11 protein-coding genes and 3 pseudogenes are annotated in these 9,589 nt (G+C 33.3%); 9 read left to right on the forward strand and 5 right to left on the reverse strand.

Features of this window, described 5'->3' with window-relative positions; translation table 11 throughout:
- Nucleotides 1-201: 201 nt before the first annotated feature.
- Nucleotides 202-1,548, reverse strand: a complete 1,347-nt coding sequence (locus tag BPMYX0001_RS24275; protein ID WP_006096838.1) for a hypothetical protein — start codon at nucleotides 1,546-1,548, stop codon at nucleotides 202-204.
- Nucleotides 1,549-1,690: 142 nt separating this feature from the next.
- On the opposite strand from BPMYX0001_RS24275, the pseudogene BPMYX0001_RS24280 reads away from it, so the two are divergent.
- Nucleotides 1,691-2,143, forward strand: a pseudogene (locus tag BPMYX0001_RS24280) (glycoside hydrolase family 5 protein); the annotation flags it as partial.
- An 89-nt stretch (nucleotides 2,144-2,232) separates the two neighbouring features.
- Here BPMYX0001_RS24280 and BPMYX0001_RS34595 read toward each other — a convergent pair.
- On the reverse strand, nucleotides 2,233-2,355 hold the full coding sequence (locus BPMYX0001_RS34595) for a hypothetical protein (RefSeq protein WP_018768008.1): 123 nt from the start codon (nucleotides 2,353-2,355) through the stop codon (nucleotides 2,233-2,235).
- Complete coding sequence (locus tag BPMYX0001_RS24285) at nucleotides 2,352-3,446, reverse strand: response regulator aspartate phosphatase (RefSeq protein WP_006096840.1); 1,095 nt, start codon at nucleotides 3,444-3,446, stop codon at nucleotides 2,352-2,354. The genes BPMYX0001_RS34595 and BPMYX0001_RS24285 overlap by 4 nt, the downstream gene beginning before the upstream one ends.
- A gap of 272 nt (nucleotides 3,447-3,718) precedes the next feature.
- Between BPMYX0001_RS24285 and BPMYX0001_RS24290 the strand changes: the two genes are divergently transcribed.
- The 3 genes from BPMYX0001_RS24290 (at nucleotide 3,719) to BPMYX0001_RS24300 (ending at nucleotide 4,896) form a co-directional block, all read left to right on the forward strand.
- Complete coding sequence (locus BPMYX0001_RS24290; RefSeq protein WP_029427407.1) at nucleotides 3,719-3,841, forward strand: hypothetical protein; 123 nt, start codon at nucleotides 3,719-3,721, stop codon at nucleotides 3,839-3,841.
- 66 nt (nucleotides 3,842-3,907) lie between these two features.
- Complete coding sequence (locus tag BPMYX0001_RS24295) at nucleotides 3,908-4,201, forward strand: hypothetical protein (RefSeq protein WP_006096842.1); 294 nt, start codon at nucleotides 3,908-3,910, stop codon at nucleotides 4,199-4,201.
- Between the two features lie 305 nt (nucleotides 4,202-4,506).
- Nucleotides 4,507-4,896: a (deoxy)nucleoside triphosphate pyrophosphohydrolase gene (locus BPMYX0001_RS24300; RefSeq protein WP_006096843.1), complete on the forward strand. Its 390-nt coding sequence runs from the start codon at nucleotides 4,507-4,509 to the stop codon at nucleotides 4,894-4,896.
- 143 nt (nucleotides 4,897-5,039) lie between these two features.
- Here the strand turns inward: BPMYX0001_RS24300 and BPMYX0001_RS24305 are convergent, their stop codons facing one another.
- Nucleotides 5,040-5,543, reverse strand: a complete 504-nt coding sequence (locus BPMYX0001_RS24305) for a hypothetical protein (protein WP_006096844.1) — start codon at nucleotides 5,541-5,543, stop codon at nucleotides 5,040-5,042.
- Nucleotides 5,544-5,774: 231 nt separating this feature from the next.
- Between BPMYX0001_RS24305 and BPMYX0001_RS24310 the strand changes: the two genes are divergently transcribed.
- On the forward strand, nucleotides 5,775-6,146 hold the full coding sequence (locus tag BPMYX0001_RS24310) for a hypothetical protein (protein WP_018768014.1): 372 nt from the start codon (nucleotides 5,775-5,777) through the stop codon (nucleotides 6,144-6,146).
- Nucleotides 6,147-6,227: 81 nt separating this feature from the next.
- Here BPMYX0001_RS24310 and BPMYX0001_RS24315 read toward each other — a convergent pair whose 3' ends face one another.
- Nucleotides 6,228-6,524 (reverse strand): hypothetical protein, encoded by a 297-nt coding sequence (locus BPMYX0001_RS24315; RefSeq protein ID WP_003203174.1) that lies wholly within the window; start codon nucleotides 6,522-6,524, stop codon nucleotides 6,228-6,230.
- Between the two features lie 482 nt (nucleotides 6,525-7,006).
- Between BPMYX0001_RS24315 and BPMYX0001_RS24320 the strand changes: the two genes are divergently transcribed.
- The 4 genes and pseudogenes from BPMYX0001_RS24320 to BPMYX0001_RS24330 form a co-directional block, all read left to right on the forward strand.
- Nucleotides 7,007-7,312 carry a monooxygenase gene (locus BPMYX0001_RS24320; protein WP_003203177.1) on the forward strand — a complete coding sequence of 102 codons (306 nt, stop codon included), beginning with the start codon at nucleotides 7,007-7,009 and terminating at the stop codon, nucleotides 7,310-7,312.
- Between the two features lie 51 nt (nucleotides 7,313-7,363).
- Nucleotides 7,364-7,675 (forward strand): hypothetical protein, encoded by a 312-nt coding sequence (locus tag BPMYX0001_RS24325; protein WP_033799306.1) that lies wholly within the window; start codon nucleotides 7,364-7,366, stop codon nucleotides 7,673-7,675.
- A 258-nt stretch (nucleotides 7,676-7,933) separates the two neighbouring features.
- Nucleotides 7,934-8,386 (forward strand): annotated as a pseudogene (locus tag BPMYX0001_RS34220) (ArpU family phage packaging/lysis transcriptional regulator).
- Nucleotides 8,383-8,658, forward strand: a pseudogene (locus BPMYX0001_RS24330) (tyrosine-type recombinase/integrase); the annotation flags it as partial. The pseudogenes BPMYX0001_RS34220 and BPMYX0001_RS24330, both read left to right, overlap by 4 nt.
- Nucleotides 8,659-9,589: the final 931 nt, after the last annotated feature.

Consider the following 9,589-nt stretch of genomic DNA (forward strand, 5'->3'; position numbering starts at 1 on the left):
GGATGAAAAAAGCCTAATTTCTCTACAATCAATTGAGAAATTAGGCTTTTTAATAGGAAAAGTAGGGTACATATTAACAGAATGCACTCATAAATGGGAATATGATATAAGACCATAAGGTTTTCCTACTATTCCCTTTAGGGGGGAGTGTCAAGTAATGATGTTATTTGTTGTATATGAAGAATTAACTATTCTTTATAATTATAGTGCAGAGCTATTAGATAAACACTTTCCTACATATAGGCCACTTGCTGCTGCTTGAGATAATGAATGAGTAATACCTGAACAATCTCCAATTAAATATAATCCAGTAATAGTTGTTTCAAACCTTTCATTGATTTTAATCGTAGGAGCATAAAATTTCCCATCAATTCCATATAGTAAAGTATCCTTATCGATAGGTTCTCCGATAAATTGTTCTAAACGTAGTAAAAATTCTTTGAGTCCTTCAATGTATAATTGAGGGATTTCTTTATTAAGATCTCCATAATCCCCCTGTAGTGTAGGTTGTATATGATTATATTTCATCATCTTTTCCAAGGTAGGTTGTCCCTTCAATAAATCCTCCAAACGCTGTACAACAATTCGATCTCGTCCTTGGTTAATTCCTTTTATAATTGTACTCGCGTATAAATTTGCTTCTGTCAGAGTAGGGAAATAACGTGGGATAAATAACGTGAAATTTAAGTTAGAAGTGCCGGTTCTTTGTTCTCGAAAATTTTGTCCATCAGGCATAACTAAACCTTCTTCATACTTACGAACAATACGCCCTTTGGGGTTCATACAATAGGTAGTTGCTGTGAAATTGTCATCTTGATAAGAGAGTTTTGTTTCAAATGTGTCTTTTAATATTGAGCGTAATTGATGTTCTTTCATCTCTACTCGAATACCTAGGTCTACACGGGTCTGCTCCTGTGCAATTTCAAGGGAAGAGCACATTTCTTTTAACCAATCCGCCCCGGAGCGTCCAGTTGCAAATACTAATTGCTTAGAATGAACTATTCCTTGATTTGTAGTAATTTTAAAATATTGTTTCTGTTTAACAATATGTTGTACATTTATGCGAAACTGGATATCTATCTTGTCACGTAAATATTTGTAGAGTTGCTGAAAAATGTCGATCGAAAGTGTAGTACCTAGATGCCTTACTTGTGTTGTTAGCATTTGTAAACCACATGCTTCGGCTTTTTTGATAATATTTGGATTGTCTGTGGAGTATTTTAGAACTGAATTTCCACCAAAACGACATAGGATCTTATCTACTTCATCCATTAGTTTTATAAAAACTTCTTTACCTATTTTTTTCTCAAGTTCTCCTCCAAACCCGTTTGTGTAATTAAATTTCCCTTCAGATTTTCCTAGACCACCAAAACCAAAATATTTGTCACATGCATTACAGTTACATAATTCCCCTTGTTCTAAAGGACAATTTCGATATTCTAATGGCTTACCTTTATCAAGAATTAAGATATTTTTGTTGCTTTGGGCTAATGCATAAGCCATAAAAACAGCGCTTACTCCAGCACCGATGATTGTAACATCATACATATTTTTTCACCTGCTATTGAATAGTTTGCTTGCTATTTTCCTAGTGTATAACAAATTTTCAACGTTTGGAAATGGCTCACATTGATTAGAGAGGTGAATGTTTTTTTATCTTAATTTCCAGAAGGATCACCGTTTGTAATATAAAATGCTTTACGCATTTCATATGTATGAGCCGTATGAATTAACAAGTCAACGAGAAAATCAAAATAAAGAGTATCAATATCCTGGGATTGTAAAAGTAGGAGATTTAGAGAAACCTGTTATGTGGAATAAAAAGGGATTAGAAAAATTTTCGCATCCTATTCACCAGTGGTCTAAGAAAAATCATGTACCATCTAATCGAATTATTGCTGAGGAATTTGGAATTAATCGTACTGTTCCAGGAGCCACTCAATATATGAAAGACCTTATTTCTATATTCAATCAAAAAGGTTGGCATCAATCGTTCTACGCATTTCGTGAAGATACTTGGACAGGAATGAATTATGAACTCGGAACAGGAAAGATAAAATGGGACGAAGAAGGTAAGCCAATACGTCAAGAGAATCCACTTTGGGATGTATTGAAAAATGATTTGCAATCTCACAAGAAGTAAAAATGTCATTAAAGTTAAAAAGGGTGGTACGGGATTATAAAAAAGAACGCTTTCCCACTTTTGGGATTGCGTTCTTTTTTGTTAATAATTCAACCTGTATCACCGTCGGCTAAACTTTGTATAAGATTAGTAACTGTTTGAGTTCCAACTGAAGTATGTGTGCTTACTGCTAGAAATGTAATCAACAGCATTCCTAATAATACTTTTTTCACTTTAACGCCTCCTTTTTAAAAATTTCTTTTTTAGCTTCATAACTTAAATAGAAATATTTGCTTCCTTGTTCAAAATTTCCTTCGTTATGAAACTGAACTGCTAATGCCTCGGTATATTCTTGAACGTACTCCCATAACCTTTCTGTTTTAAAGTAGTCCATTCCTGCTAGTACTCCTTTTTCTAGTTTTTCAGCAGGAGATTTTTTGTTCATTTCTCTTAGGATTGTAAAGCGATATTGATACTCTTTGTTACCTAAGTCATTGCAGATGGTTAACCCTTTTTCAATGAGTTGGGATGCAATTTCTTCTTCTTTTAGTTTGACATGTTCTTTTGCTTTAACAAAAATTGCTTTGTAATGATGAGGCTTCTTCTCAACAACTTTTGATAAATATCGAATTGCTGAACTAGAAATATTTTGACTGGCATACATTAAACCCAAATTATGACGAACTAATAAGATTGCTTTTTCATTTTCTTGCTTTTGGAATGTCCCCATTGCCGTAATAAAATATTCTTCAGCAAGTTCAAATTCTCTTAAATGTGTACAAGCTAAACCTAATAAATTATCGCAATAAGCTGTTTTGAGTTCATAACCAGTGTGTTCAGAAAATATATCTCTAGCTTTCGTCCCATACTTTATGGCTAAGAGTGCTTGGTAAATATGATAATGATATGTTGCTAAATTATAGTAAAATTCAGCTTGTTCAAGTTCATCAGAGATGTGATTAAGTAATACTTCAGCTTTATCATAGTGCTCTTTAGCAAGATTATAATTACCGATTGCGTTAGAATGAATAGCTTTATAAAAATGATAGTAGTAAGCTAGGGAATTATCAGTTGGCATATCAAAGGATTCAATTTTATCAAAACTATTTTTTGAAATACTCAAATTATCTACTAAATAGTTATATCCGAAATCTAGCAGGTAATAGTAGAGTAATAAGCTTGAGTCTGCCTTTTTATTGGGAATAAGAGTATCAATTTCTTCTTTTAAACAATGGGCATTATTTATATTACGTGAACGTATTTCTTGATACCAATTATTTAATAGTTCTTTAATTTGTTCATTCCCCTTAACTTTGACATTCATGAAAACCCCTCCTTTTTCAAATATTCTTATAAATAATGATAGCAGGAATACAATGTAATAGAAATTAAGTTTCTATATTTCTCAACATTTGTCTAACAGTTTTATTTTTAAAGCAACAAATAACCAAAAGTTGTGTTTATTGACACGCCCCTCCTAAAAGTGGGAGCGCTGTCGCACCGTAGTGAACTTTCTCGTTCGGAACATCTGTAATCGGTCAAATCTAGAATAATAACGAAGTTTCTAAGAGATTCAAATGTGGAAATATGGGGGGAATGAGGAAATCTAAAAGAGCAAATACATTAGTATTATTTTCTGATCATACAAAGGGTATTTACGATGATCGTTGGAATGAAGATATACTATATTACACGGGAATGGGGAAAGAAGGGGATTAAGTTTTAGAAGGAAATCAAAACAAGACTCTACATGATTCTAATGAAAATGGAGTAGGCGTTTATTTATTGGAAGCGTTTGAAACAGATAAACATATCTTTATGGGGCAAGTAAAGCTTATAGAGCAACCTTTTCAAGAGATTCAGGAGGATACGCAAGGAATCAATAGAAAAGTATGGGTTTTTCCAATCCAGTTATTGACTAAGAATGTAGTACTTCCTCAGAATATTGTTCAGATTCGACAAGAGCAAGAAATGAAAGAAGCAAGAGGATTAAATTATGAAGAACTAAAGGACCGTGCTACAAAGGTAATATCTATTAGTAACAAACGATTTACAAAAAACGAAAACATATCAGCGTAATGAATATGTAGCTGAGTTGGCTAAGAGGCGTGCACAGGGTATATGTGAATTGTGCGAACAGCATGCTCCTTTCAAAGATAAATAAGGGAATCCATATTTAGAAGCTCATCATGTAAAATGGCTATCGGATGGTGGGGAAGACCCGATTTATAGCACTGTTGGAGTAGGTGCAAATTGTCATCGCAAGTTACATGTGTTAAATAAAAATGAAGATGTTGCGAAATTAAAGAAAAAGCTAGAGCAGAATAAAACGGGAAGATGAGATAACGCAAAAGAATGAAACGATATCAAGGAAGTGATTAGCGATGAAGAAAAAAGTATCGGTTGTTGGAGCAGTAATATTCAATGAACAAAATGAAATACTATGTGCATTACGTTCTCCTACAATGTCATTACCTAACTATTGGGAATTTCCTGGTGGGAAAATTGATGAAGGAGAAGCGCCGGAAGAAGCATTAATACGTGAGATTAAAGAAGAGCTAGGTTGTTTTATTACTGTAGGTGAAAAAATAGAAGAAGTTGAGCATGAGTATGAGAATATTATTGTTCATCTAACTACATATAAAGCATACATAGAGTCCGGTGTGCCTAAAGCACTTGAACATGCAGAACTCAAATGGGTTAATGTTAATAATTTATTAGAGCTAAAGTGGGCCCAAGCGGATATTCCGACTGTAGAGGTCTTGTGTTTATAATTTAAAATGTTGGGTCTATTATAACGAAAAAGAAACCGGATTTGTACTGAACTGCACCCCAATTGTTAATTGTGTCTAACAATTGGGGTGCAGTTCAGTAATCGGAGTCGATTTTATTTATTATATAGCGCGCTTAGTCCGTTTTAAATAGAATCAGACGGAAGTATAGGATCTACAGGATGAACCACACCAACAAACTCACGATTTCTAACTTGAGCTCTTGCTACATGAAAATAATCCCCTACATTCGCTACAATTCGGTAATGTATCGGGTCTGGCGGAAATACCGTGTCTCCCGGTAAATCCACCCACGAAAACGTAAAATTAAAGGTATAGAGCGTCTCGTCACCCGTATTAGTTCTATAGTTTCCGGATACAAGTATATCTGTAAGTGGTACATCATTACGGAATAGCTGATACGTAATGGCATCGACACTAAAAGTAACTTCATCTCCTGGAACGGCAAAAATTTCTGTACCGATTGTTGCATCTAGTTGAACGCGTGCTCTTTGTCCTGCTACTGCTTCGGTGGGAACTCGTAGCTCCATAATTGTGATATTGCTCGCATTTTCCGGAACGGAAACGGAACCAGGAACTGAACAAGAAATCGCAGTATGGTTACAATTTCTTCCGTTATTTAAGCTCACGAATAATCACATTCCTTTACTTATAAATTACGCATAATACAATAGATGGAAATTTATTTCATTTCGCTTGTATATTTACCTACTGTACATGCTATGTGGGATAGGGTACCTCGTAAAGGGAGGTGTTTTTTGTTTAATCGAGACTTCACACCCACTTTACACTCCGTTAATATCCATCTGTTAAAATTTTACATGTAAGGCGAAAAACAAACGTAAAAGGGGAACTTAATAATGGTGCAAACACATTCGAACTTATACGAAATATCAATGTCAGGCGGACAGGAGTTAATGTGGTATAACGTGGAGGTCAAACAAGGTAAGCATACATACGAATTCGAAATCTACCGAGTGAGTGATACCATTTCGGTGTTTTATGTAGATCAGTTCGAAAGACAATTGGCAATAGCTAGTACCGAAGAGATGCTGATGATGTTAGTTTACGAGGAAGACAAGATGCGTTATAGAAACATCGTAGGGGATGCGGAGTGGTTATTGCTGGACGGTATACATAATCATCGAGGAATGACGAGTGAAGAGGAATCAGCGTTTTTGTACCTGAAGGAAAATGTATTGGATGAAATGGTAGCAAAATTGGAAGCGTAAAAGAGAACCGCCTATATAGGCGGTTTTTTGTTTCGTTAGTTTCATGTATCTAATGATATATGAAACTAACTGATAATGTATTTAACCAAAATACTGTGAGTAAAAAAATAAAATGAGGAAAATTAGTGTTTTACCTAATAATCTATTAAGTAAATCTACAGGAATAAAGAGTTCACCGAGTGTAATGTTTTTGAGATTATTTAAATTTTTCTTTTTTAATAAACCTTTTAACGTTTGAAAATCTATCTTATTTGAAAAAGACCAACCTGGCTTAGCTTTTGTATCTGAATTTACCTTAAAAATAACATGAATACCATAAGATTTTATACCACTTATATTTAATAATAGAATGAACCCTAAGATGATTAACCAAGTCATTTTGAGCACCTCGTTTTGATATTTAACATTATGATATTAAATGCGTTGAGAAAGTGTGCTGTTGTCCATGAAAAATGTTGCGAATTTGTTGCGATTATGTTGAGAATAATATGATACTACTATTGATTTTGAAGGCCGAGAAGACTTTCGAAATTTTATTTTGCTAGGCACCTGAAAAATCCGTGTATCAAAAAATAACTTTAGGTCTTAAAAATGCTGTATCGTTAGAAAATTATATTATAGGATTAAAACAAGTTTTACTAAATGTGAAAAATATCCAAGAGCACCCAGCCTCTACACTAGCAACGTTTCTCGAAAAAGGAGCGTGACGGTTCTCAAAAGAAATTGAAGAAATGTATCCATCACCGAAAAATGGATTAAAATCCTTTGTACAAAGGGAGCTTTTATCTGGTAGCTAGCAAATTAAAAAAATTTTTGGTGAACTTTACATTGAGAAATATTGAAAAGGGGAGTGATTGAAAATGGCATATCTATTACAAGTTGATTTTCCGTTTGAAGGTCCTTTTGGTGAAGAGATGGCAAAAGCATTTTGGGATTTAGCAAATAGTATTAACGAAGAAGAAGGGTTCCATTGGAAAATATGGACAGAAAATCAAGACACAAAAGAAGCTGGAGGTATCTATGTATTTGAAGAAAAACAAGATGCTGAAAAATATGCTGAAATGCATAGAAACAGACTTCAATCGTTTGGTGTTAAAGATATTAGGGTAAGAATTTTTGACATCAATGAAAAGCTAACCAAACTTAATCATGGTTATGTTAAATAATGAGGAATACGGCACGGCATTCTCGACAGTTGAAGTAAGGGAGTGATTATTATGAAAGGGGTTAAAAGAAAAAATATAATTATCTTGGTATGTCTATCGGTGTTAGGTGGCTTAATATTTCTTTTTACATCTAATAAAGATTCTAAGATTGACGATTTTCCTGTACCGATGTCAGCCATTTATATTAAAGAGGATAAACCGAATGTTTATAGATATTATAGTATTATTCCTATAAACAAAGCTAAGGGATGGAAATATCTTGGTGAAAATGGTCATACTATAGAATTTCAAAAAGGTAATAGAAAAATAATTATTTTGCATCTACCAGAGGATAGAAATTATTATTTATATGAAGAACAATAGGGTCAATATACTATCTGTAAGTTGAAATTTAGTGGATATTTTCTATAGAAGTTATATAAAAATATTAATGGTAAGATGTTTGAATCTTAAATGTATCGAAGGATATAATAGATGTCGAAGTGCAGGAAACTCGAATATTTAGTCCTACTGGAAGAACCGGCGGACATTGAACTATAAAGAGCGTTAGCAATATTGCTCTGTAGTTTGGTGTTCGCTTTTTTATATTTTATTAATAAAATAGACAAGGAGTGTTTATGTATGAATCAATTAACTTTCTTGCCAAAGATTGATCGTAAAGCAACGCATGCTCGCTTAGAAAAGATTCTTGAAGACGTTCGTATTTATAGACAGTTTGGGATGATCAGAAATGAGGGTTACAGCTTCTTGTGAAATAAGATATTATGGCCCAACAAAAATGGTAGGTAAACTAGCTGAAGAAGTTGCTTTGGCCAATTTGGGATTGAGTAAGCGAGAGGAAAGATAAAAACGTCTATCTTTTCAGATTGATAAGACGTTAAGTCGTTTTAGTAAGAATCAGAGAGACATTATTATAAAGCGTTATGTAGAAGATGAAGAAGTATTTGACTACATGGTTTATAACGAGAGTGGCATGAGTGAGTATACAGATAGACGTAATAAGTCTAGCTAGCTTTTGCTCTTAGGTTAGAAGTGTATGAGGTAGAAAGTCAGTATGGAGGGGATGATCTATGAATTTTGTTCAACCTATTCGTGATCCAGATCAAATACAACAAATTAAAGAGCACCTCAAGGAAAAGAATGAGCGTAATTATATTCTTTTGGTAATGGGAATTAATACAGGATTACGTATTAGCGATATTTTCAAATTGAAGGTAGGAGACTTAAAAGGTAGTCATATTTCAATGAGAGAAAAGAAAACAGGAAAGCAGAAGCGTATTCAATTGACTCCAGCATTGAAAAGAGAATTACGATGGTACATTGAGGAAAGGGAAGATAATGAGTATTTTAAACTTAATAATAGAGAAGATTATTAAGTTTGAAATTGAGTATGATAAAAAGAAGACAATTATTAGTGATTGATATAATTTAGTTTAGATATCTTATTCGGTCATACCAATAAAGGGGATTTTGGCATACAGTAATTACATAATATGAATAGTTGTGGAACGGTTCCTACAATTTATGAATTTTTTATACCTGCGTGTTAGTTGTATTGAAGTTAGCTAGTTCTTCTTTCACTATGTTTAATATCACATTTTTGCCTTCTTCATTAAGGGTAGCTAAAATACTCCTAAACAAACTAATAAATAGTTAGAATTGCTCCTGTCATTTCTCATGGAAGTTACTAAAGAAAGTATGTTATTAATTACAGATTCAAAAATTAGTGCATTATTATCAATATTAAATGAAAGCTCCTCCTTGTTTTCTTGATCTTTCCTTTCGATTTGTTTATGTAAATCTCTCATCCATTTACTTTCAAAAGTTTTTTTATGAATAAGCTGGTCTCCTTGATAAGCAGCATTTAAAGGGTGCCGCTGTTTATTACATAATGGTCGTATGATTTTCCTCTGAATAAGGAACTTATTCAGCTAACGGGCGCTTTAATTGAAAAAACTGCTAAAGCTAAAAGGATCTTCAATCAGAAGATCCTTTTAATATGCCTATAATGAGACGTTATGTTAACCTAACCTAACATGACAATGAGAATAGCTGGTTTTAAAAATATTTAGAAAATCCAGTTGACGGCATATCTACTACGTGTTACGATATACATGTAGTAAGTCACACTCGATACTGACACCACTGAATAGTTAGGTTGCAAAAAAATTTAAGAAAAATAGTTGACACTTTCTAATAAGTAATACTGAATAGAGTGATTTTCCAAAAGCTATTTAGTGAAAATTCACCTTAGTACTCTGTTATACTGAATATAAG

The organism is Bacillus pseudomycoides DSM 12442, from assembly GCF_000161455.1.
Taxonomy (GTDB): Bacteria; Bacillota; Bacilli; order Bacillales; family Bacillaceae_G; genus Bacillus_A; species Bacillus_A pseudomycoides.